This is a genomic window from Pseudomonas sp. UMAB-08 (assembly GCF_900095225.1).
Classification (GTDB): Bacteria; Pseudomonadota; Gammaproteobacteria; order Pseudomonadales; family Pseudomonadaceae; genus Aquipseudomonas.
The window spans coordinates 180,399-203,432 of the sequence record NZ_LT607415.1 but is presented as its reverse complement, the minus strand read 5'-3'; the positions used below and the strand labels follow the sequence as shown (position 1 = coordinate 203,432).

The following is a 23,034-nucleotide window of genomic DNA, read 5'->3' as shown; positions in this document are numbered from 1 at the left end:
ATGCCGGTAATTGAATCGCAGCTTGATTGCCACAGCACGAGCTTTGCGCAGAACCGCGAGGCCATGCTGGCGAGTATCGCGCAGGTGCGCCAGCTTGAACGGGTGCTGTTGGACAAAGCCCTTGAGGCCAAGCCAAAATTCGACAAACGCGGTCAGCTGTTGCCCCGCGAACGCCTGAATCTGTTGCTCGACCCTGGCGCGCCGTTTCTCGAACTGGCGTCGCTGGCCGGCTACAAACTGCATGACGACAAGGACGGCAGCCAGGCCGGTGGCGGGCTGATTGCCGGCATCGGTTATGTGTCCGGGGTGCGTGTGCTGGTGGTCGCCAATAACAGCGCTATCCGGGGAGGCACGATTTCCCCCAGTGGACTGAAAAAATCCCTGCGCCTGCAACAGATCGCCATGGAAAACAAATTGCCGGTGGTGACCCTGGCCGAAAGCGGCGGCGCCAACCTCAACTATGCGGCGGAGATTTTCGTCGAGGGCGCGCGAGGGTTTGCCAATCAGGCGCGGATGTCGGCCATGGGCTTGCCGCAAATCACCGTGGTGCATGGTTCCTCCACGGCTGGCGGCGCTTATCAGCCGGGACTGTCGGATTACGTGGTGGTGGTGCGCGGCAAGGCAAAACTGTTTCTCGCCGGTCCGCCGTTGCTCAAGGCGGCGACCGGCGAAATTGCGACCGATGAAGAGCTGGGCGGCGCAGAGATGCACGCGCAAATTGCCGGCACCGCAGAGTATCTGGCGGAAAACGACGCCGATGGGTTGCGCATCGTGCGCGAAATCATCGCCTTGCTGCCGTGGAATGCCCAGTTGCCGATGCGCCCCCGCCCGCCTTATCAAGCGCCGCGCTACCCCATCGACGAGCTGCTCGGGCTGATCCCCCATGACCCGAAAAAGCCCTATGACGTGCGTGAAATCATCGCCCGTCTGGCCGATGGCTCAGTGTTTCTCGAGTTCAAAGGCGAATACGACCAGCAAACCGTCTGCGGTCATTTGCAGATTGAAGGCCAGCCCTGCGGGTTTATCGGCAACAACGGGCCGATCACGCCCAAAGGCGCGAGCAAGGCCGCGCAATTCATTCAGCTGTGCGACCAAAGCCAGACGCCGCTGCTGTTCTTCCACAACACCACCGGCTTCATGGTCGGTACCGAGTCCGAACAACACGGCGTGATCAAGCATGGGGCGAAGATGATTCAGGCGGTGGCCAATGCCAGGGTGCCGAAACTGACCATTGTGGTCGGGGGTTCCTACGGCGCGGGCAACTACGCTATGTGCGGCCGAGGTCTGGACCCGCGCTTCATCTTTGCCTGGCCCAACAGCCGAACCGCAGTGATGGGCGGCGCTCAGGCCGGCAAGGTGTTGCGCATCGTCACCGAGGCCAAACACATCAAAGCCGGACTCGACCCGGACCCGAAGATGCTCGACATGCTGGAACAGGTGACCGCACAGAAGCTCGACAGTCAGTCCGGGGCGCTGTACGGCACGGCCAGCCTGTGGGATGACGGCCTGATCGACCCTCGCGACACCCGAACCTTGCTCGGCTATTTGCTGGATATTTGTCAGGAAGCGGCGGTAAGACCGCTGCAACCGAATAGCTTCGGCGTGGCGCGATTTTGATGTTGAACCCGTAGGCGATTTCCAAAGGAGAACAATAAAAATGATCTTCACCCAGGAACACGAAGCACTGCGGCGTACCGTGCATAATTTTGTCGACAAGGAGATCAATCCGCACGTCGATGAATGGGAAAAAGCGGGACGTTTCCCGATCCATGAGCTGTTCAAGAAAGCCGGCGAACTGGGTCTGTTGGGCATTTCAAAACCCGAACAGTTTGGTGGGATGGGCCTGGATTACAGCTACTCCATCGTCGCCGCCGAAGAGTTTGGCACCATCCACTGCGGCGGCATCCCGATGTCCATCGGCGTGCAGACCGACATGTGCACCCCCGCGTTGGCGCGCTTTGGCTCCGATGAGTTGCGCGAAGAGTTCCTGCGCCCGGCCATCACCGGCGAAAAGGTCGGCTGTATTGGCGTATCCGAAGTCGGCGCTGGCTCCGATGTCGCGGGACTCAAGACCTGTGCGAAAAAAGACGGCGCCGACTACGTGATCAATGGCAGCAAAATGTGGATCACCAACGCTCCGAACGCAGACTTCATTTGCTTGCTGGCCAACACTTCGGACGACAAAGCCCATGTGAATAAATCGCTGATCATGGTGCCGATGAACAGCCCCGGCATCAGCCTCAGCCCACTCCTGGACAAGCTCGGCATGCGCAGCTCGGAAACCGCCCAGGTGTTTTTCGATAACGTACGCGTCCCCCAACGCAATCGAATCGGCCACGAAGGCGCAGGGTTCATGATGCAGATGCTGCAGTTCCAGGAAGAGCGTCTGTTCGGTGCCGCCAACATGATCAAGGGCCTGGAGTACTGCATCGACAGCACCATCGAGTACTGCCGCGAGCGCAAAACCTTCGGCAACGCGCTGATCGACAATCAGGTGATCCACTTCCGCCTGGCCGAACTGCAAACCGAAATCGAATGCCTGCGGGCCCTGGTCTATCAGGCGACCGAGCAGTACGTGAAGGGCCGCGATGTGACCAAACTGGCATCAATGGCCAAACTCAAGGCCGGACGACTGGGCCGCGAAGTCAGCGACAGTTGCCTGCAATATTGGGGCGGCATGGGCTTTATGTGGGACAACCCGGTTTCCCGCGCTTATCGCGATGTGCGCCTGGTGTCGATTGGCGGCGGCGCCGACGAAATCATGCTCGGGATTATCTGCAAACTGATGAGCATCCTGCCCGGTAAAAAAGCATGAGCCTGTTGCCCACGTGCCACACCCTGCTGCTGAATAGCCACGACGGCGTGCTGCACATCACCCTTAATCGGCCTGAAAGCCGCAACGCCATGAGCCTGCACATGGTCGGCGAACTGCGCGCTGTGCTGGCCGGGGTGCGCGAAGACCCACAGGTGCGGGCGCTGGTGCTGTGCGGTGCCGGCGGGCATTTCTGCGCCGGTGGCGACATCAAGGACATGGCCAACGCCCGAGGCCAGGGCGCCGAGGCTTACAAGGATTTGAACCGCGCATTTGGCGCGCTGCTGGAAGAAGTGGAAAAAGCCCCGCAGGTGGTGGTCGCGGTGCTGGAAGGCGCGGTGCTGGGTGGCGGCTTTGGCCTGGCCTGCGTCAGCGACGTCGCCATTGCCCATCATCAGGCGCAATTCGGTCTGCCAGAAACCAGCCTCGGTCTGATCCCGGCGCAAATCGCCCCGTTCGTGGTCAAGCGCATCGGCCTGACTCAGACCCGGCGCCTGGCGCTGACCGCCGCGCGCTTTGATGGCGAAGAAGCCGGACGCCTGGGGCTGGTGCACTTTGTCGAACGCGACGCGCAAGGCATGGCTGAACGCTTGAGCGATGTGTTGGAGCAGGTCTTGCGCTGTGCACCCGGTGCGAATGCCGCGACCAAAGCCTTGTTGCTGGCCACCGCAGATGTGCCACTCGGCGCCCTTCTGGATCAGGCGGCTGAAGCGTTCAGCACTGCAATCGTCGGCACCGAAGGTGTGGAAGGCACGCTGGCTTTCATGCAAAAACGCGAACCCGCGTGGGCGAAAAGCAGCTTCTAGACACCCGGAAAAAGGACGCCACGAATGCCAGCCTTCAACAAAATCCTCATCGCTAACCGCGGCGAAATTGCCTGCCGTGTTCTGCACACTGCACACCGTCTGGGCTATCGCAGCGTGGCCGTGTTCAGCGAAGCGGATGCGCACGCTCGCCACGTGCAGCTGGCGGATGAAGCGGTGTGTATCGGCCCGGCGCACGTGCAGCAGTCGTACCTGAACATCGAAGCGATTATCGACGCCGCCAGACGCACGGGTGCCGATGCGATTCATCCCGGTTATGGTTTTTTGTCGGAGAACGCTGATTTTGCTCTGGCCTGCGCGGCGGCGGGTCTGGTCTTCATCGGCCCCAGCGTGGAAGCAATCACGCTGATGGGCAGCAAACGCCTGTCCAAACTGGCGATGATCGAGGCTGGCGTGCCTTGCATCGCGGGCTATCAAGGCGCCGCGCAGGACGACGCCAGCCTCGGCCGCGAAGCTGAACGGATTGGCTACCCACTGATGATCAAGGCCAGTGCCGGTGGTGGTGGCCGGGGCATGCGCATGGTGGAAAAAGCCGAACACCTGCTCGAACACCTGCGCACCGCACGGTCGGAAGCGCACAACGCTTTCGGCTCCAGCGAACTGATTCTCGAACAGGCGCTGATCAGACCGCGTCACGTGGAAATGCAGATCTTCGGCGACAGCCACGGCAATCTGGTTTACCTCGGCGAACGTGACTGCTCGGTGCAACGTCGGCATCAGAAAATCATCGAAGAAGCGCCTTGCCCGATCATGACCCCGGAGCTGCGCGCCGCCATGGGCGCAGCGGCGTTACAGGCCGCCAGCGCAGTGCATTACGTCGGCGCGGGCACTGTGGAGTTTTTGCTTGATCAGCGTGGGCGGTTCTACTTTCTGGAAATGAACACGCGCTTGCAGGTCGAACACCCGGTGACCGAAATGGTCACCGGCCAGGATCTGGTGGCCTGGCAGATTCAAGTGGCGGCAGGCGATCCTTTACCGCTGCGTCAGGAGCAGATTCAACCCCAGGGTCACGCGATGGAAGTTCGGCTTTACGCCGAGGACCCGGCGCAGGGGTTCATGCCCCAGACCGGGCAGATCGTGCACTGGCAACCCGCGCAGGGTGACGGTGTGCGGGTCGATCATGGGGTACTGGAAGGTCAGCACATCAGCCCGTTCTATGACCCGATGCTGGGCAAAATCATCGCCCACGGCGCCACACGTGAAGAGGCCCGACGCAAGCTGTTGCGAGCGGTGGAAGATTGCGTGCTGTTGGGCATCAACAGCAACCAGCAACTGCTGTCCACGTTGCTGCAACACCCGCAGTTCGTCGCGGGCACTGTCAGCACCGGGTTTATCGGCGATCACTTCACCGACGCCCCTTGCCTGCACCCTCATTCGCCCACCGCCATTGAACTGGCGATGGCCGCGGCCTTGTTTTATCTCGCCTCGGCCAAGACGCATCCCGCCCAGCGTGCAGGCTGGCGCAACAACGCCACGGGCCCCTCACACTATCAATTGGGAAACGGCGAACACACATTCGCCGTGGCGCTGAGTCAGAACGGTGAGCGCCTGGACGTGCGGGTGGTGGAAACGCTGATCAGCCTGCATGTGCTGGATACCGACGGCCGCCGGGCGAATATCGAGATTGACGGTGTGCGTCGTCGGCATGCCTATCATCTGGACGCCGACACGCTCTGGCTGCACAGCAACTCAGGCAATCTACACGTACTCGACCTGACCCACGCCCTTGTCAAAGGCCAGATCAACGTTCACTCAGGCACCCTGAAAGCCCCCATGGACGGAGCGATTGTCGATGTACTGGTCAGCGAAGGGACGACCGTCAGCCAGGGCCAATTGTTACTGGTGCTCGAAGCCATGAAGATGGAACACCCGCTCAAAGCCGGAATCGACGGGGTCATTCGTCGCCTGCACGTGACTCAAGGTGATCAGGTAAAAAACCGCCAGGTATTGCTCGAGGTTGCGCCATTGGACGTAGCAGGCTGATTGTGTCTACGCTCAACTCACCTTAGCGCTTTTTTGATCGGAGTTTGATATGCCGCACTGGCTAGTGATTGATCTGGAAGCCACAACAGAGGACGGCGGCTGGCCATTGGCCGAGATGGAGATCATTGAGATCGGTGTGAGCCTGGTCAACCAGGACGGCCGCGAGCTGGATCACTTCGAGCGTTTCGTGCGGCCTTTACGCCGCCCGCAGCTGACCCGCTTTTGCCGGGAGCTGACGCACATCAGCCAGGTCAATATCGACAATGCCGCGCCATTGACCAGCGTCTGGCCGCAGTTCGAACGCTGGCTAAGCCATCACCTGCCACGCCTGGAAGGGTGGGCCAGTTGGGGCGAGTACGATCGCCGGCAACTGGAGCAGGAATGGCAGCAGCAACAACTGACCAGCGCCTTGAGCACCCTGCCCCACATCAACCTCAAACAACGTTTTATCGAGGCCCGCAAACTGCAACGCCCACTGGGCTTGAACGGCGCGTTACAACTGGCTGGCATGCAGTTCAACGGGCAGCAGCACCGGGCGCTGGTGGACGCACGCAATACAGCGCGACTCCTGCCACTGATACTTCCCACGTGATGAATAGACTGCCGACGTGACGCCTTTTTTAAAGCGGATGACGGCCTTTTATACGTTCGGCATACTGAGCGATCTTTTGTAACCCTTATCTTCGAGGAATCGCCCATGTTTAAAGTCAACGAATACTTCGACGGCACTGTGAAATCGATTGCGTTCCGTCAGGCGGAAGGCGATGCCACGATCGGCGTCATGGCGGCGGGCAAATACGAGTTCGGTACCAGCAAGCGTGAAATCATGCACGTCATCTCCGGCGCCTTGAAAGTCAAACTGCCGGACAGCGACGTGTGGGAAACCTTCACGTCCGGCAGCCAGTTCAATGTACCGGCCAACAGCAAATTCAATCTGGAAGTGCTTGAAGACAGCGCTTACCTGTGTGAATACCGCTGAGTCACGCGTGATCGAGTGACGCTACGCGTCACCTTTTCAAACCACCGCCTCCTGATGCGCATTGAACTGCAACGCCGCCAGCCGTGCATACAGCGGGTTGCTGGCGATCAGTTGGTGGTGGGTGCCGACCGCAATCAAACGCCCCTGATCGATCACCGCAATACGGTCGGCGTTTTGTACCGTGGCCAGGCGGTGGGCAATCACCAGCGTCGTGCGGCCTTTCATCAGACTCGGCAGGGCTTGCTGAATCAGGTGTTCGCTCTGGGCATCCAGCGCGCTGGTTGCCTCATCCAGCAACAGAATCGGCGCATCGACCAACAACGCTCGGGCAATCGCCAGACGTTGACGTTGGCCGCCGGACAGCCCAAGCCCGCCATCGCCCAGATGGGTCTGATAGCCTTCGGGCATCTGCAAAATGAATTCATGAGCGTGGGCAATCCTCGCGGCGGCCTGAACGTGCTCGTCGGTTGCGTCTGGATTGCCGTAGCGGATGTTTTCTTCGACACTGCCAAAAAACAGCGCAGGCGTTTGCGAAACCATGGCAAAACAGCGTCGCAAGTCCAGTGGATCAAGCTGGGTAATCGGCAACCCTTCGACCAGAATACGCCCCGTTTGCGGGTCGTAAAAACGCAGCAGCAGATCGAACAATGTCGACTTTCCCGCACCCGAAGGCCCCACCAGTGCCAGGGTTTCGCCTGGCTCGATGCTCAGGCTAAAACCATTGATCGCATTACGCTCGGGCCGTGACGGGTACGCAAAGCTCACGTCTTCCAGGGTCAGGCGCCCACTGACCCGTTCCGGCAGATGCAGCAGATCACTGGCTGGGGGTTCAATTTCACTCGGGGCTTGCAGCAGCTCGGCAATCCGCTCAGCCGCACCCGCCGCGCGCTGTAACTCGCCAATGACTTCACTCAGGGTGCCAAAGGCGCTGCCGACGATCAGGCTATAAAAGACGAACGCAGCCAGTTCTCCCCCTGAAATACGCCCGGCAATCACGTCCATACCGCCCACCCAGAGCATCACCCCCACGGCGCCCAATACCAGAACGATGACCAGGGTGATCAGCCATGAACGCTGCAAAATGCGTTTGCGCGCGGTGTCGAACGCCTCTTCTGCAGTCACCGCGAAGCGTTGTTTGTCCTGCTGCTGATGGTTGTAAGCCTGCACGGTTTTGATCTGGCCCAACGCCTCGGCAACATAACTGCCGACATCGGCAATCCGGTCCTGGCTCAAGCGCGACAAACTGCGCACCCGACGGCCGAAAATCAGAATCGGTGCGACCACCAGCGGCAGGGCCACGACCACGATACTGGTGAGCTTGGGGTTGGTGAAAAACAACAAGACAATGCCGCCGATGACCATCAGCAGGTTGCGCAGGAACATCGATAACGACGAACCAATCACCGACTGCAATAACGTGGTGTCGGCGGTCAGCCGCGACTGAATTTCCGAGCTACGGTTGTTTTCATAGAAGCCTGGGTGCAGGTTGATCAGGTGATTGAATACCTGCTTGCGGATATCGGCCACCACCCGCTCGCCAATCCATGACACCAGATAAAAACGGGCAAAGGTGCCAACCGCGAGCCCCACCACCAGCAGCAGAAAGAACTCGATCGAACGGTTGAGCAACTGCGGCGACTGGGTCATGAACCCCTGATCCACCAACAGGCGTATGCCTTGGCCCATGGATAAGGTGATGCCGGCAGTCACGATCAAAGCCAGCAAAGCGCCCAGCGACTGCCAACGATACGGCGCGATAAAACGCACGGCCAGACGAATGGCATTGCGCTGGCGACTGGAAAACACTGAAACCATGGAGGTGACCTGCCTGCCGAAAAGACTTGAGTCAGAGAGCCTACACCTGCGGCGCGGGCGAATCCCTCGATAACGTTGCCTGCGCTGAAATGAGCTTGGGCAGTCACGCCAGGTCAACGTTGATATGTCGTTGCTCTATAAGGGTTAGACAGTTTTGGTCTAACGCCCTGCTGGCAGTTTTTAATCATTTCTGCTGGACTTGGGCTGCCGTTTGAATGCGCTGAAGGAATGTCACAGCGCGGTCATCAAGCGGGTTTACTTTGAAGCGCACAACCTGATGAGGAGACAGGCCATGAGCTTGCAAAACAGCACCAATCACGTACCGGTCGTTCGAGCCACCCCGACCTTGCCTGTCGGGGGCGCCATTCTTGACAAGGATGGACGCGAGATCCTGATCACCGAAGAGATGGTTCAGGTCGCGTGTCAAGAATGCGACAAACATTGGGTCAAACCCGTAAAACAAGATTGATGCTGCACAGCTTTTTTAAACCCGGCCTTGATGCCGGGTTTTTTCTGCCTGCGATACAGGTATCTCCGCAGGGTGTGTGATTTAAACCAGCACCGCACCCAACGCCGTCACGATCCGCTGCAATTGCGCCGACTCACCCTGAATATTCACGGCCAGCCCTTCGATTTCACGGCGAGCAGGGTAGTGTTTGCGTAACGCATCAAACGCCAGGCGGCGACTGTTTGTATCGCCGATCAGGCTGCGGCGAAAGTCTGCGTCGTCGCGGCGCAGGTCATAGACCCCACGACACAGCATGGCCAGCGCCCAGGCTGGATCGCTGTTGGCATTCAGGCTGACCTGCGCCAGCCAGGGTTTTGGCAACAGGTCGTCCAGGCTAATCCGTGGTGTTTGCCCCAGGTATGCGCAAAACGCCTGATAGATCTGCGCCGTTCCGCGCTGCCTGCCATCAAGGCTGTAACCGGCGATGTGCGGCGTGGCCAAAACACACAAATCGGCCAGCGCGACATCCACCTGCGGCTCGCCTTCCCAGACATCAAGCACCGCTTGCAGGTCTTCGCGCTCAAGCAACACCTCACGCAAGGCTGCGTTGTCCACGACCGCACCCCGGCTGGCGTTGATCAACCAGCTGCCGGGCTTGAGCTGCTGCAAACGCGAGTGATCGAACAGGTGCCAGGTCGGTTGATCACCGGCCTTGCTCAACGGCGTGTGCAGGCTGATGACATCGCAGTGCTCGAGCACCTGCTCAAGGCTGACAAAGTCGCCGCCTTCTGCCGCCTGACGGGGTGGATCGCAGACCCGCACATTCCAGCCCAGCCCGCGCAACACCTTGACCAGTCGCCCGCCGACCTCTCCGGCACCGACCACGCCATAGGTGCGCTGAGTCAGATCAACGCCTTCGATCTCCGCCAGGGTCAGCAAACTGCCCAGCACGTAGTCGACTACCCCGCGCGCGTTGCAACCGGGGGCGCTGGACCATTGAATTCCGGCCTCCTGAAAGTAATCCAGATCCAGGTGATCGGTACCGATGGTACACGTCCCGACAAAGCGTACCGGGCTGCCCTCGAGCAGTGCCCGATCAACCTGGGTCACCGAGCGCACCAGCAATACGTCGGCATCCGCAACGGCGGCGCGGTCGAGTGAGCGTCCCGGCAGACGGCGGATGTCACCGTACTGGGCAAAAAAGGCATCGAGCAGCGGTATATTTTCGTCGGCAACAATTCGCATGATGAGCTCCCTGAGGTCGGCGGCAGTGTAGGCGCTAGTCCCCTCACTAGGCCAGCCATCGTCTTGTACAACTTCGATTCCTGACTTTTGCGTCAAGAGTGTAGAATGGCCGGCTTTCTGCGTCAGCTTCTGGATTTATTGTGAACTCTGCAACAATGCTTACACCCCCCTTGACCCGTCCGGCGAGGGTACGCCTGGAACTGCGCACGCTGCTGGCATTGGCGCTACCGATCATGATCGGACAGTTGGCCTACACCGCCATGGGCTTCGTCGATGCGGTGATGGCGGGCAGTGTCGGCCCACGGGATCTGGCAGCCGTGGCCTTGGGCAACTCGATCTGGGTGCCGGTTTACCTGTTGATGACCGGAATTCTGCTGGCGACCACGCCCAAGGTTGCACAACATCATGGGGCCGGTCATACCGCAGAAATCGGCGTGTTGGTGCGTCAGGCATTGTGGCTGGCGTTGGCGGTCGGGCTGATCGCGTCGACGTTGTTGTTGAGCGCCGAACCGGTGCTGCACCTGATGAACGTCGACCCGGTGCTGATCGAGCCCTGCATGCAATACCTCCGGGGGATTGCCAGCGGTCTTCCCGCCACGGCACTGTTTTACGTGCTGCGCTGCTTCAGCGACGGCCTGGGCCGAACCCGCCCAAGCATGGTGCTCGGCTTGTGTGGTCTGGCGCTGAATATTCCGCTGAATTACATCTTCATCTATGGCCATTTCGGCATGCCAGCCTTGGGCGGTGTCGGCTGTGGTTGGGCCACGGCCATTGTGATGTGGGCCATTTTACTGGGCATGACGGGCTGGGTGCGGCGCGCTGTGGTCTATAAAGCCAGCGAAGTGTTCAGCCGTTTCGAGTGGCCGCAATGGGCCGCGATCAAGCGCCTGGTCGATATCGGCCTGCCCATCGGCATCGCTGTGTTCGCGGAATCGAGCATCTTTGCGGTGATCGCACTGCTGATCGGCAGCCTCGGCTCCAACGTGGTGGCAGGGCATCAAATCGCCCTGAACTTCAGCTCACTGGTGTTCATGATCCCCTTCTCGCTGGGCATGGCCGTGACCGTGCGCGTCGGCCAGGCATTAGGGCGTAACCAGCCTCGGGAAGCGCGCTTCACAGCCGGGGTCGGGATGGCGACAGCCTTGGCCTATGCGTGCTTTTCGGCCAGTTTGATGATGCTCTCGCGTGAATACATCGCGACGATCTATACCGCCGACCCGGTGGTGATCAAGATGGCGGCGTCGCTGATTGTGTTTGCGGCGTTGTTCCAGTTTTCAGACGCGATCCAGGTCACCGCCGCTGGCGCTCTGCGCGGTTATCAGGACACTCGCGTGACGATGATCCTGACATTGTTCGCGTACTGGGGGATTGGTTTGCCGGTGGGTTATGCCTTGGGCCTGACCGACCTGCTCGGTGCTGCCAGCGGTCCAGCCGGACTGTGGCAAGGACTGATCGTCGGCCTGACCTGTGCAGCGCTGATGCTCTCGATCCGCCTGACCGGCAGCGCGCGCAAGCGGATTCGGATCAGTTCAAAAGCTTAAAAGCCGACCGAATTTTGTAGGAGATGCCGCCCAGTCTTCAACGCCGCGCTGTCGCGCAGCAAACTGGGTTGTGATTCTGCCCAGAGGGCGTAGGAGCTGGCTTGCCTGCGGTAGGGGTATGTCTGGCACAGCGAATCAAGTGGATCGCGGGCAAGCCCGCTCCTACAAGGAGCGCTGGCGGTTGCACATCAATCCAGCTTTTTGCGAATCCAGTACAGGTAGGTGCCGCCGTCTGCCTGTTGCTCGACCAGTTCATGCCCGAGGAACACGCAAAACTTGGGGATGTCGCGACGGGTCGACGGATCCGTGGCGATGACTTTGAGCAAACCACCCGCCTGCAGGTCCCGAACCTTTTGGTGCAACATCATCACCGGTTCCGGGCAATTAAGGCCGCTGGCGTCGAGGATGGCGTCAACCGGCAAGGTATCGATGGGTTCAGACATAAAACACTCCAAAAACAGGCGGGCATTGTCGCTCAATTCATTTGATTCAGCCAAACCCCGTGGAAACCCACCGGGTTAATTCAACGCCGCTTGCCATCCAGGCGCCGCAGATGGCACGTCACTTCTTCGCGGTCGTGATACAACTGCTTGCAGCCGATTTCGACCCTGATGCCCCGCGCCTCGAAGCCTTCTTCAATGCGCTGCAACAAGCGCCGTACTTCGGCATAACGCTGCTTCATCGGCAACTTCAAGTTAACCACCGCCTCCCGACACAAGCCTTCGCCCAGCCAGGTTTCCAGCAACGCAGCGTTGCGCGCAGGCTTCTCGACGATATCGCAGACCATCCAGTCCACCGGATGACGCGGTTTGAAGGTAAAACCGTCGGCCATCAAATGCTGCACGAGCCCGGTGCCCATCAAGCTTTCGGCCATTGGGCCGTTGTCGATGGCCGTCACCAGCATGCCGCGCCTGACCAATTGATAGGTCCAGCCACCCGGTGCGGCCCCCAGATCGACGGCAGTCATCTCGCCCGACAAGCGCTCATCCCACTGATCGCGGGGGATGAAATGGTGCCAGGCTTCTTCCAGTTTCAAGGTCGAACGGCTAGGCGACTCCCGGGGGAACTTCAGGCGAGGAATGCCCATGGGCCACATCGCCGAGTTGTCCGCGTCGGCCATCCCGAGAAATACTTCGCGTCCACTTTTAAAGGTCAGCAGCAGGCGCGGTTTGCTGGCGTCTTCCACCAGCTTGCCAGCCTGGGTCAACGCCTTGCGTAAAGGCGCTTCGAATTTGCGACAGAAGTTCGACAACTCTTTGCCATCATTGGTATCGACCACCTCCAGCCACAGACTGCCGCAGGTCGGGAAGTTCGCGAGCTGAGCCAGAATCACGCTGATGCGGTCTGTTTCCGGCAAATCGAGAAAAACGCCACGCGCCCATTGCCGGGGAAAGATCAACTGAGCGAAGCGCTGCCCTTTCATCAAGCGCTCGGCGCCATCTTCCTCGGTGCATACAAACTCGGCACAGGCGGCGTTGGTTTTAGCTTTGGCATAACCCGCCACGTTCAGGCGGGCAGCGTGCTCGGCGATCTCGGAACAGACTTCACCTTCGAAGCCAGGCCGGCAGTGCATAAACAGGGTGTTCATTCAATTCTCCTGGGCAGCGGCGAAACATTCAGCCACTGCGCGGCGCTCGGGGTCAGCCCCAACGCTTAAAACCGGCGCATGATAGCGGAATCAGGAACCACTGGCTCCGCTCTGCGGTCCAGTAATACTCATGTCATTAGCCAGAACGACCCATCAGAGCTAGTTTAAGACTCTGCTCGATTCCCTGGTCCGCACCGTGCGGACTCGTAAAGGAGTTATTTCATGCCCTCCCTCGATAGCCTGAAAAGCCTCAAAACACTAGAAATCGACACTAAGACCTACCACTATTTCAGCCTGCCGGAAGCCGCTAAATCCCTCGGCGACCTGAGCAAGCTGCCGATGTCGCTAAAGGTGCTGCTGGAAAACCTGCTGCGCTGGGAAGACAACAAGACTGTCACCGGCGACGACCTCAAGGCCATGGCCGCCTGGCTCACCGAGCGACGCTCGGATCGCGAGATTCAATACCGCCCGGCGCGGGTGCTGATGCAGGACTTTACCGGCGTGCCTGCAGTGGTCGATCTGGCCGCGATGCGCGCGGCCGTCGCCAAGGCCGGTGGCGATCCCCAGCGCATCAACCCGCTGTCCCCGGTGGACCTGGTGATTGACCACTCGGTAATGGTCGACAAATTCGGCGATGCCAGCGCTTTCGGCCAGAACGTCGACATCGAAATGCAGCGCAACGGCGAGCGTTATGCCTTTCTACGTTGGGGCCAAAACGCGTTCGACAACTTTAGCGTGGTGCCGCCGGGCACCGGGATCTGTCACCAGGTCAATCTGGAATACCTCGGGCGCACGGTCTGGACCAAGGATGAAGATGGCCGCACCTACGCCTTCCCCGACACGCTGGTCGGCACTGATTCCCACACCACCATGATCAACGGCCTCGGCATTCTCGGCTGGGGCGTCGGCGGGATCGAGGCGGAGGCAGCGATGCTCGGCCAACCGGTGTCGATGCTGATTCCTGAAGTGATCGGCTTCAAGCTGATTGGCAAGCTCAAGGAAGGCATCACCGCCACTGACCTGGTGCTGACCGTCACGCAAATGTTGCGCAAGAAAGGCGTGGTCGGCAAATTCGTCGAGTTTTATGGCGACGGCCTGGCGGACCTGCCATTGGCTGACCGTGCCACTATCGCCAACATGGCCCCGGAATACGGCGCCACCTGCGGCTTCTTTCCTGTAGACGATGTAACCCTGGATTACCTGCGCCTGTCAGGACGTTCGACCGAGACCGTAAAACTGGTGGAGGCCTACAGCAAAGCCCAGGGCTTGTGGCGCCTGGCCGGCCAGGAACCGATATTCACCGACAGCCTGGCGTTGGACATGGCCAGCGTCGAAGCCAGTCTCGCCGGGCCGAAGCGTCCACAGGACCGGGTCTCACTGCCGAATGTCGCGCAAGCATTCACCGACTTCCTCGGCCTGCAAGTCAAACCCAACGGCAAGGAAGTAGGCCGCCTGGAAAGCGAGGGCGGGGGTGGTGTTGCCGTGGGCAGCGCGGACCTGATCGGCGAAGCGGACTACGAACACGAAGGTCAGACCTATCGGCTAAAAAATGGCGCCGTGGTGATCGCCGCGATTACCTCCTGCACCAACACCTCGAACCCCAGCGTGATGATGGCTGCCGGGTTGGTGGCGAAAAAAGCGGTAGAAAAGGGACTGACCTGCAAACCGTGGGTCAAGACCTCGTTGGCACCCGGCTCGAAAGTGGTCACTGACTACTATAAGGCCGCTGGCCTGAACCAGTACCTCGATAAACTGGGCTTTGACCTGGTCGGTTATGGTTGCACCACCTGCATCGGTAACTCCGGGCCACTGCGCGAGCCGATTGAGAAAGCCATTCAACAATCAGACCTGACCGTGGCTTCGGTCCTGTCCGGCAACCGTAACTTTGAAGGCCGCGTGCATCCGCTGGTAAAAACCAACTGGCTGGCCTCCCCGCCGCTGGTTGTGGCTTACGCCTTGGCTGGCACCGTGCGCATCGATATCAGCAGCGAGCCGCTGGGCAACGGCTCGGATGGCAAGCCGGTTTACTTGCGCGATATCTGGCCAAGCCAGAAGGAAATCGCCGAGGCGGTGGAAAACGTCAACACCAGCATGTTCCACAAGGAGTACGCCGAGGTATTCGCCGGTGACGCGCAATGGCAAGCCATTGCAGTACCGCAGGCGGCGACATATGTCTGGCAGGATGACTCCACCTACATCAAGCACCCGCCTTTCTTTGACGGTATCGACGGCCCTCCGCCCGTGGTCGAGGATGTCTCTGGCGCACGCATCCTGGCGCTACTCGGCGACTCGGTGACCACCGACCACATCTCCCCCGCAGGCAATATCAAAGCCGACAGCCCCGCAGGCCACTACCTCAGCGAAAAAGGCGTAGAGCCACGGGACTACAACTCCTACGGCTCCCGTCGCGGCAACCATGAAGTCATGATGCGCGGCACCTTCGCCAACATCCGCATCCGCAACGAAATGCTCGGAGGCGAAGAAGGGGGTAATACCCTCTATGTGCCGACCGGCGAAAAACTGCCGATTTACGACGCGGCCATGCGTTATCAGGCCGACGGCACCCCGTTGGTAGTGATCGCAGGGCAAGAGTACGGCACGGGCTCAAGCCGTGACTGGGCGGCCAAAGGCACCAACCTGTTGGGGGTCAAAGCCGTGATTGCCGAAAGCTTCGAGCGGATTCATCGCTCCAATCTGGTGGGCATGGGCGTATTACCGCTGCAGCTCAAGAACGGTCAGAGCCGCAAAACGCTGAAACTGACCGGCAACGAAAAAATCGACATCACCGGCCTGACCAAGACCGAACTGCAACCGGGAATGAGTTTGAAACTGAACATCACCCGTAACGACGGCAGCCAGGAAACCCTCGACGTGCTGTGCCGGATCGACACGATGAATGAGGTTGAATACTTCAAGGCCGGAGGGATTTTGCACTACGTGCTGCGCCAGCTGATTGCTTCGTAGCTGAACAGTTCTGTTGGCAGGAGGACGCCTGGCGATAACCCTGCCTATAGAACACATCACGTGACTGATCGCGCCCCGTCTTCACTGGGGCGCAATCACGCAGTAATCCGTCTTTCAGAAGACTCTTACGAAAGAACTGGAATCCCCCTCCCCTGATCATCGGAAATATCCTTGCTGCGTCTGACAGGCTTGCGCACCATTCAACGGTAGAATCCGCGCCTAAACGGATTTTGAATGGTCACAAGGAGCTTCCCCATGCCTGCATTGCGCTGGACAGGATTAACGTTACTCACCCTCGGGTACGGCATGGCGCTGGCCTACGGTTATCTGAACCTGTTCGCCTCATTGTCCATCGCCCTGCTGATCATGGCGGGCCTGTGCGTCTCGCAGTTCAGCAACTCCTATGTCCGCGCGTTCGGCCACGGGCTGTTTCTTCTGCTGGCGTTGGCGCTGGCCACCCATTGGTTGCCGGGTTTTTACAGTGCGCGCGTGATCGCCGGCGTGCGGTTCACGCCCGAGGCTGCACCCTTTTCGATGTACCTGAACCTCGACAAGCCGCTCATCGGCTTCTGGATTCTATGGATATGCCCGTGGGTGCTGACCCGCACAGGCTTTACCCGATCAGCCACCGTCAGTGCCGTCGCGCTGGTTGCCACCAGTACGGCCTGCATGCTGGCCGCCGTGTCGCTGGGCATGATCACGTGGGCACCGAAATGGCCGGCGCAAAGCGGGCTGTGGATCGCCAATAACCTGTTGTTGGTGACCTTGACCGAAGAGCTGCTGTTTCGCGGCTATATCCAGGGCAGCTTTCACCGTCTATTCAAACAACTGCCCTATGGCAGCGCGCTGGCCATCGCCGCAGCAGCGACAGTGTTTGGCCTGGCTCACATGGGCGCAGGCTGGCAATGGGTGCTACTGTCAGGGTTTGCTGGCATAGGCTATGGCCTGGCCTACCGTTTTGGCGGTCTACAGGCGGCGGTCATCACTCACTTTGGTTTGAATCTGGTGCATTTCAGCCTGTTTACCTACCCGATGTTTGATCGATAATGAGCGTCGCGATCAAAGGCCGGTTCATGTCAAAGCCTGCGACTCGTCGGTCACTCAAGAAACCTGCTCAATTTATCAGTGCCTTGGCCGATAACCCGCCAAAGCCCAGCGGACTCGAAAGCTCATGCGTAATAACCAGCCCATCACCCAGCGCGAACGGACGTTTCCCGCTCAACAGCGGTTGATCTCCACCACCGACGCCAAGGGCGTAATCACCTATTGCAACGACGCTTTCGTTGAAATCAGTGGCTACACCGCCGAGGAGCTGGTTCGAGCACCGCACAATATCGTCCGGCACCCAGACGTGCCCTCGGCGGTTTTCGCCCACATGTGGAACACCCTCAAGCAGGGTCAGCCATGGATGGGAATCGTCAAGAACCGCAGCAAAAACGGCGACCACTACTGGGTTAACGCCTACGTAACACCGATATTTGAAAAAGATCAGGTGGTGGGCTATGAATCGGTTCGGGTCAAACCGACCGCCGAGCAGATCCGTCGCGCTGAAGCCTTGTACTCACGTATCAATAACGGAAAATCGGCTATTCCTCGTCGGGACAAATGGCTACCCGTCCTTCAGGACTGGATACCGTTCATCCTGGTCAGCCAATTAAGCTTCATGATCGGCGCCTGGCTTAACTCCAATTGGGGCTTCGCCCTCGCCGCTGCATTGTCGGTCCCCTTGGGGTTGCTCGGTTTGAGCTGGCAGCAGCGCGGTATCAAGCGATTGTTGAAGTTGGCCGAACAAACCACCTCCGACCCGCTGATCGCCCAAATGTATACCGACAGCCGTGGGCCGCAAGCGCGCCTGGAGATGTCGATCCTCAGCCAGCAGGCTCGCCTGAAAACCTGCCTGACCCGCTTGCAGGCCTCTGCCGAAGACCTTAACGACCAGGCCCGTCAATCCGACACCCTCGCCCACGCCAGCTCCGATGGACTTGAGCGTCAGCGTGTCGAGACCGAACAAGTGGCCACCGCCGTCAACCAGATGGCCGCCACCACTCAAGAAGTCGCCAGCCACGTGCAGCGCACGGCCGATGCCACCCAACAAGCCAACGAACTGACCCGTCGCGGCCGTGATATCGCAGGCGAAACCCGCGAAGCGATTCAGCGCCTGTCCACCGCCGTCGGTGAAACCGGCCTGACCGTGACGCAACTGGCCAAAGACAGCAACGAAATCGGCAGCGTGGTCGATGTCATCAAAGGCATCGCCGACCAGACCAACCTGCTGGCGCTCAACGCCGCCATTGAAGCGGCACGCGCCGGGGAAATGGGCCGGGGCTTTGCGGTGGTCGCCGATGAAGTTCGCCAACTGGCACAACGCACCACCGAGTCCACCGGGCAGATTCACAGCCTGATCGCCAAACTGCAAAAAACCGCCAATAATGCCGTGCAAACCATGGACGCCGGGCATCGCCAGGCCGAAGAAGGCGTTGCCAGGGTTATGGAGGCCGACAAGGCGCTGGTGGGCATCAGCGACGCTGTGGCCAACATCACGGACATGACCACCCAAATCGCCGCCGCCACCGAAGAGCAAAGTGCCGTCGCCGAGGAAATCAGCCGCAAGATCACCACCATCGCCGAACTGGCCGATAAAACCTCCGACGAAGCCCGCCGCTCGGCCGTGCTGAGCGAAGAGCTGACCAGCACCGCGCGGTCTCAATATTCGCTGGTGGAACGCTTTAATCGGTAATAGGTAATGTGTTGTAAAAAGACCCTGACAGACTTTGTTTGTTAGGGTTTTTTATTGGGTGGCGTTTAGGAAATGCAGGACGTTTCTGAAATACGGCATTTGAACGGCTTGTAGACCACAACAACACGACAGGCCCACTCGAACAGCTTGACAGAATCTTGCCACCTCTATTAGTTGATTTGAAGGCAGCGAAAGCAATAACTAATTACCCCCCCAGAGTAGGCCATTAGGTATCGCTGCCTGAACAATCAATTATCGACGGTAGAAGCAGATTTATTGGCTACCCACACTGCAAGGAGATCAACAATGAACAACGAAAGTAACTATGGATTGAGTGCGCCCGTCGTGCCTGTCGCAGGTAACGATGGTCTTATTAAAACGGTGGATCTTGAAAGTGATATCCTCGTTCGCTTCCCAGTTTGGCGAGGGGTAGAACAGCGCGACACTAACAATCCAGTTTGATCGTCCATGCCTGCAAGCGCAGAACGATGACGAAGTAACAATTGACTACTTCGTCACTGACCGAGCAGGCAATACATCCATCGCCTCGCACTGTGTAACCTTAACGCTGCAACTATAAGACACTCCTTCCTCCTCTCTTTTTTCACGCACCAACAAAACCTTGGTGGATTATCCCTCAGGGTTTTATTTTTATTACAAATAAGTATCTTCCTTTGCACACGTAGGAATTAATCCGCACGTGTAGGTTGCGTCCTACACTCTTCACGCCGCCTCAACTAACTGACTATCCGAATGGGCCACTTCGCTTGACAACCCGACGAACATCCTATTACGTCGACACGCACCTAATTAGTAATAACAAGTCACACACGGCATCAATTGTTCATAATATGAAATCAATGGCGGAAAACCAAGCAACAACCGTGTAGTCTTCTAACCAAACCCGAGCCTCGTTACACGAAGCAATGTAATTCTCCAGGAATAAATCGCCATTGCAGCTTATAAATATTGTGTCGCCGCACTATCAACGTTTATGTCAGCACTGTAAGGAGTATTGAATATGGATGATCAAAAGCCGCCTGGCCCTCCTCCCTTCAAACCTAAAAAGCCTACGAAGCAGGGTGCGCGTCCGGCTCGGCGAGACAGCCTCACCAAACCGGGCCTTCCTATCGGAACGCACCTGCCGACTGAACATTCGGACGGCGCCCCGAAGACCTCATCAACCGGGGAAATGGCCTTTACATACGCCCACGTGCTTCGGGCTGAAGATAGCTCGTCGGGCGAGCTTGCCGTCCTCATCTCCACCCACCTGGAGCCACCCTCGCTGGAAGGGATCAACCCCAAGTCAGTCTCGGAAGCGCAGATGAAAGCAGGGATCAACGTACTGATACCTGGCTCTTCCTATTTGAAACCCGGGGATGAATTCCACCTGCTGTGGGGCAGCAGAACCTACCCCATCCAGACGCTGGATGAAGAAAACATCAACGATCCGATCATTGGGATGCAATGGGTCTCGTACAGCACCGATAACGTTGCCCCGCAGGGCAAAGTCGAAGTGTGTTACGACATCAATCGCGACGGGCAACGGATTGGCACCTCCGCGATCCTCCATCTGAACGTGCATAGCTGTTACCGATCCAGCGTCAAACAACGCAACAGAGGACGATCCATCAGACGTAAACAGCAGCGACGCCCGCCGCCGCAGCATTGACGATGTAAAGAAAAACCCCCGGTGAGCGATCATCGGGGGTTTTTACACGCAGGGCTTCAGAACCACGAAGCGCTTGGGCTCACCCCATCAAAAAGCAAACCGCACCCCAACATTCGCCCCCCACGGCTGCTCAACATTATTACCCTTCATGTAGTCGAAGTCGGCATGCACTTGCAGGCGCTTCGAGAGCGATACCGCCACACCTGCACCCAACTCTGCACGCGAGCCAAACAGCTCATTGTTGAAACGGGTGTCGTTGACCGTCACCTCATTGCTGCGCGCAAACTCGTGAGCGACAGCAACACGCACATAGGGCTGGAGTACCCCACCATCCTTGAGCGCGATGTTACGACCGACCGAGGTACCCACCTTGCCCAGTACCGATTGAGTACGGTTGTTCTTCGCTTCCAGGCCGTTGTCCAGGGTGTAATGGTCGCCCTGAATCACCACCGCCGCCATCTGCGCAAAGGGTTCAAGGAAGAAGTCATCGGCCAGCTTGATGTGCTTGCCAAACTCCACCGATCCACCGATACCCGTATTGGTATAACTGCCCTTGGATTTGGTCTGGTCGCTCATCGCCAGCTCAGACTCGTTGTGGAATTTGTTGAGCTTGAGCACACCATCAACGTAATAGCCCTCCTCCGACAGCCAGGTACCGTAGGCGCCGACGTAGTAGCTGTCGACATTGCCCGAGGTGCCGCGACTCAAGTCCAGATCAGACTTGCTGTAGCCACCGAGCAAACCGATCAGCAACTGACCGCTACTCACCGGAACCGGCGCATCCGCACCGAACGACATACCGCTCTGCCGCTGCTCATAATCGACACCTGCGCTGGTCGTGGCATTGAAGCGATTGCCATACGCCCGGATCCAGCCGCCACCTTCACCGCTGTTGCGCACTTCGCCCATGCGGCTGCGCAAGGTGGTCAATTCACTCATCCAGATAGTCGGCGCTGCGTTGAACAAGGCCAGCACACTCTGCGTCGAGGGGCTGATGATTTTGCCCGAACCGACGATGAACCAGTCGGTGCCCTGCTTTTCCAGTTCATAGGAATAGGCGCCCAGATCCACCTTGTTACCCAGCAAGTTGAATTGCGCATCGCCACCTTCGGTATGGACCACCTGCAAGGGTTGAATGTCGGGCGACACCGGTTCAACGCCCGTGTTTTTCACCTTCAACGCGAAGGAACCATTGGCCTCGCCGTTGACCACCAACAAATCGCCGATACCCGCAGCCAGGTCGATGTTCATGGCAAATGTCCCATAACCGGACAACTCACCCAGCGACAGCGTATGAAACCCGTCGCCAAAGCTGACCGTGCCCCGGTTAAGGGCCAGGGTGGCGACGCTGTTATCACCCACCATCTGCCACTGTGCGCCGGAATTGATCGACAGATTATTGCCATTGATCACATCACCCGTGAGTTGCGCGTTGTTTCGCAGGGTGACATTCAGCGCGCTGGTGTCATCGGCAACGAGATTGCCAGTGAGGGTGCTGTTGTCGACGGTGAACGTGGCGGTGCTGGCGTGCTCAACCTCCAAAAGGTTGCCGTTGCCTGACAGGAGAACCGAGTTATTTCGGACGACTATATTAGCCACAGTGCCAGTAAAGACAGTGCCAGCGCGGGGTGGCTCATCAACCTTGATAGCTGCCCCATAGGTGCTCTGGACGATGGAGCCGTCGACAGTAACCACATTTAAATTCGAACTTTTTCCACCTCCCGGTCGCTGTCCAGCTGGGGTAACCAATACCCCTACACTGTCACCACGGACATAGCTGCCCTCCGTCAGCGTTGCTGTAGCTTCCGTCACATCTATCCCAACACCTTTACCGGCGGCGTCCTGCGTCCCAATAACGCTGGTATTGCTCAATGCCAAGTCACCCGACTTACCAACCATCACACCTATACCAACGCCGAAAACCTTACTTTTACTTAGTGTTGCATTGGAGCCAGCAGCTGCAAGGGATCTCAGTGCAAGGCCAGTACCCTCAGCGTTAGAAATTACAGTCCCTTCTGCATGGAGAACGCTAGCACTCAGTGTTAACCCACCCGGCGCATCCTTGCCAACTGAACCACCCTCGATATTTATAGTCGAGTCATCGGCAGCAATCCACCCCACATCGGCACCATTAAAATTGACGACAGCCTTTTGGATAATAGAGTAATCATTTCCAGTCGACTCACTAATATCTGTTACCCCGCCCACGATGGTTTCAGTTTTCGCACATACAGCGCCAGCCAACGACATCCCTAGAGTTATCCCTGCTACACCGATGCTCAGGCGACACAGGCGTCCATTATTTTCCAATATCCATACTCCACACTAACAATCGGAATGGACATTCTCCAAAAACATCAACGTCAAATCTCTGCCTTCCATCCCTTCATGCCGTAGGAGCCTTCCTGATAAAAGTACTATTTCTC

Annotated in this window: 18 protein-coding genes; 13 read left to right on the top strand and 5 right to left on the bottom strand. The window is 58.5% G+C overall.

Annotated elements, in window-relative coordinates; translation table 11 throughout:
* The 6 genes from atuC to K0F75_RS03955 all read left to right on the top strand — a co-directional run bounded on the left by atuC (position 1) and on the right by K0F75_RS03955 (position 6,598).
* A complete protein-coding gene (gene atuC, locus K0F75_RS03980) occupies positions 1 to 1,617 on the top strand; it encodes a geranyl-CoA carboxylase subunit beta (protein WP_219060551.1) in 1,617 nt (538 codons plus the stop codon).
* Between the two features lie 40 nt (positions 1,618 to 1,657).
* Positions 1,658 to 2,815: a citronellyl-CoA dehydrogenase gene (atuD, locus tag K0F75_RS03975; RefSeq protein ID WP_219060550.1), complete on the top strand. Its 1,158-nt coding sequence runs from the start codon at positions 1,658 to 1,660 to the stop codon at positions 2,813 to 2,815.
* Entirely contained in the window at positions 2,812 to 3,618 is an 807-nt protein-coding gene (locus K0F75_RS03970) for an enoyl-CoA hydratase/isomerase family protein (protein ID WP_219060549.1), read from the top strand. Before atuD ends, K0F75_RS03970 begins: the two co-directional genes overlap by 4 nt.
* Positions 3,619 to 3,642: 24 nt before the next feature.
* The gene (locus K0F75_RS03965; RefSeq protein WP_219060548.1) at positions 3,643 to 5,619 is read left to right on the top strand and encodes an acetyl/propionyl/methylcrotonyl-CoA carboxylase subunit alpha; all 1,977 of its coding nucleotides are present in this window, start codon (positions 3,643 to 3,645) and stop codon (positions 5,617 to 5,619) included.
* Positions 5,620 to 5,668: 49 nt separating this feature from the next.
* Positions 5,669 to 6,211 carry an exonuclease domain-containing protein gene (locus K0F75_RS03960; RefSeq protein ID WP_219060547.1) on the top strand — a complete coding sequence of 181 codons (543 nt, stop codon included), beginning with the start codon at positions 5,669 to 5,671 and terminating at the stop codon, positions 6,209 to 6,211.
* A gap of 105 nt (positions 6,212 to 6,316) precedes the next feature.
* Complete coding sequence (locus K0F75_RS03955) at positions 6,317 to 6,598, top strand: pyrimidine/purine nucleoside phosphorylase (protein ID WP_219060546.1); 282 nt, start codon at positions 6,317 to 6,319, stop codon at positions 6,596 to 6,598.
* A 36-nt stretch (positions 6,599 to 6,634) separates the two neighbouring features.
* On the opposite strand, the gene K0F75_RS03950 is transcribed toward K0F75_RS03955, so the two are convergent.
* Complete coding sequence (locus K0F75_RS03950) at positions 6,635 to 8,413, bottom strand: ABC transporter transmembrane domain-containing protein (RefSeq protein WP_219060545.1); 1,779 nt, start codon at positions 8,411 to 8,413, stop codon at positions 6,635 to 6,637.
* A gap of 292 nt (positions 8,414 to 8,705) precedes the next feature.
* On the opposite strand from K0F75_RS03950, the gene K0F75_RS03945 reads away from it, so the two are divergent.
* Positions 8,706 to 8,882: a PA1571 family protein gene (locus K0F75_RS03945; protein WP_219060544.1), complete on the top strand. Its 177-nt coding sequence runs from the start codon at positions 8,706 to 8,708 to the stop codon at positions 8,880 to 8,882.
* An 81-nt stretch (positions 8,883 to 8,963) separates the two neighbouring features.
* Here K0F75_RS03945 and pdxB read toward each other — a convergent pair whose 3' ends face one another.
* Entirely contained in the window at positions 8,964 to 10,106 is a 1,143-nt protein-coding gene (gene pdxB, locus K0F75_RS03940; RefSeq protein ID WP_219060543.1) for a 4-phosphoerythronate dehydrogenase PdxB, read from the bottom strand.
* A 155-nt stretch (positions 10,107 to 10,261) separates the two neighbouring features.
* Between pdxB and K0F75_RS03935 the strand changes: the two genes are divergently transcribed.
* Complete coding sequence (locus K0F75_RS03935) at positions 10,262 to 11,647, top strand: MATE family efflux transporter (protein ID WP_219060847.1); 1,386 nt, start codon at positions 10,262 to 10,264, stop codon at positions 11,645 to 11,647.
* Positions 11,648 to 11,835: 188 nt separating this feature from the next.
* Here K0F75_RS03935 and tusA read toward each other — a convergent pair whose 3' ends face one another.
* Together tusA and rlmM are read right to left on the bottom strand one after the other, a co-directional pair.
* Positions 11,836 to 12,090 (bottom strand): sulfurtransferase TusA, encoded by a 255-nt coding sequence (gene tusA, locus K0F75_RS03930; protein ID WP_219060542.1) that lies wholly within the window; start codon positions 12,088 to 12,090, stop codon positions 11,836 to 11,838.
* An 80-nt stretch (positions 12,091 to 12,170) separates the two neighbouring features.
* The gene (gene rlmM / locus K0F75_RS03925) at positions 12,171 to 13,235 is read right to left on the bottom strand and encodes a 23S rRNA (cytidine(2498)-2'-O)-methyltransferase RlmM (RefSeq protein ID WP_219060541.1); all 1,065 of its coding nucleotides are present in this window, start codon (positions 13,233 to 13,235) and stop codon (positions 12,171 to 12,173) included.
* Positions 13,236 to 13,457: 222 nt separating this feature from the next.
* Between rlmM and acnA the strand changes: the two genes are divergently transcribed.
* From acnA to K0F75_RS03900, 5 genes are all read left to right on the top strand, one after another.
* Positions 13,458 to 16,199, top strand: coding sequence for an aconitate hydratase AcnA (gene acnA / locus K0F75_RS03920; RefSeq protein WP_219060540.1), 2,742 nt, complete (start codon positions 13,458 to 13,460; stop codon positions 16,197 to 16,199).
* Positions 16,200 to 16,454: 255 nt separating this feature from the next.
* Positions 16,455 to 17,246: a CPBP family intramembrane glutamic endopeptidase gene (locus tag K0F75_RS03915; protein WP_219060539.1), complete on the top strand. Its 792-nt coding sequence runs from the start codon at positions 16,455 to 16,457 to the stop codon at positions 17,244 to 17,246.
* A gap of 124 nt (positions 17,247 to 17,370) precedes the next feature.
* Positions 17,371 to 18,936, top strand: coding sequence for a PAS domain-containing methyl-accepting chemotaxis protein (locus tag K0F75_RS03910; RefSeq protein WP_219060538.1), 1,566 nt, complete (start codon positions 17,371 to 17,373; stop codon positions 18,934 to 18,936).
* A 306-nt stretch (positions 18,937 to 19,242) separates the two neighbouring features.
* On the top strand, positions 19,243 to 19,398 hold the full coding sequence (locus K0F75_RS03905; RefSeq protein WP_219060537.1) for a hypothetical protein: 156 nt from the start codon (positions 19,243 to 19,245) through the stop codon (positions 19,396 to 19,398).
* Between the two features lie 559 nt (positions 19,399 to 19,957).
* Positions 19,958 to 20,608 carry a hypothetical protein gene (locus K0F75_RS03900; RefSeq protein WP_219060536.1) on the top strand — a complete coding sequence of 217 codons (651 nt, stop codon included), beginning with the start codon at positions 19,958 to 19,960 and terminating at the stop codon, positions 20,606 to 20,608.
* 87 nt (positions 20,609 to 20,695) lie between these two features.
* On the opposite strand, the gene K0F75_RS03895 is transcribed toward K0F75_RS03900, so the two are convergent.
* Complete coding sequence (locus tag K0F75_RS03895) at positions 20,696 to 22,819, bottom strand: autotransporter outer membrane beta-barrel domain-containing protein (protein ID WP_374028599.1); 2,124 nt, start codon at positions 22,817 to 22,819, stop codon at positions 20,696 to 20,698.
* Positions 22,820 to 23,034: the final 215 nt, after the last annotated feature.